The sequence below is a fragment of the Microvirga sp. KLBC 81 genome (assembly GCF_003075415.1).
Lineage (GTDB): Bacteria > Pseudomonadota > Alphaproteobacteria > Rhizobiales > Beijerinckiaceae > Microvirga.
In genome coordinates this window covers 1-657 of the sequence record NZ_QDAH01000307.1, presented here as the reverse complement: position 1 = coordinate 657, position 657 = coordinate 1, and the positions used below count along the sequence as shown (strand labels likewise).

The 657-nt window shown below is 59.4% G+C and carries 1 protein-coding gene; it reads right to left on the bottom strand.

Annotation, left to right across the window (positions count from 1 at the left end):
- The coding region (locus tag DC522_RS33920; RefSeq protein ID WP_245444789.1) for a sugar phosphate nucleotidyltransferase at nucleotides 1-451 on the bottom strand (451 nt) is incomplete at its 3' end.
- Nucleotides 452-657: the final 206 nt, after the last annotated feature.

Below are 657 nucleotides of genomic sequence, written 5' to 3'. Positions count from 1 at the left end.
CAAAGCGCTCAATATGAAAGGCATCGGTGCCTTGAATACATGCGCCCGGCTTGATGTAGCCGTAGCTGGTTGCCGGATGCTTCGGGCGAATCCCAATCGTCATGATCGCGCCTGTTCGGGCAACTTCACCTGCCTTTTGGCAGGCTCGCGCAAACGCGGCACGGTCCTCAATGACGTGGTCGGCCGGCAACGTCACCACAACAGCATCTGAATGTCGCTCAGCAACATAACAAGCAGCCGCGGCCACTGCAGCCGCGGAATCGCGCCGCACGGGTTCAAGTACAATATCCGCCTCGACGCCGATCTCGGCCAACTGCTCGGCGACGATGAACCGGACATCGTTGCCGGCCAGGATGATGGGCCGGAGGAATACGTCTGGTGTACTCACGCGCAGGACTGCTGCCTGGAAGGTCGACAGATCTCCCAGCAGCTTGATAAATGGCTTGGGCATGCTCTCGCGCGACGCGGGCCAAAGCCTTGAGCCTGAGCCCCCGCACATAATGACCGGGACGATGTAAGCACTCGGTGTTACCATACACGCGCTCCTCAGGCTTCCTAGCCTGCCGCATCATGGATCCCTGACGCGGCAAGTTGGGCCCCTTGCCCTTGTTAGTGATTTTCCGATCAACAGTAACTACACCGTGCCGGACCTCACAT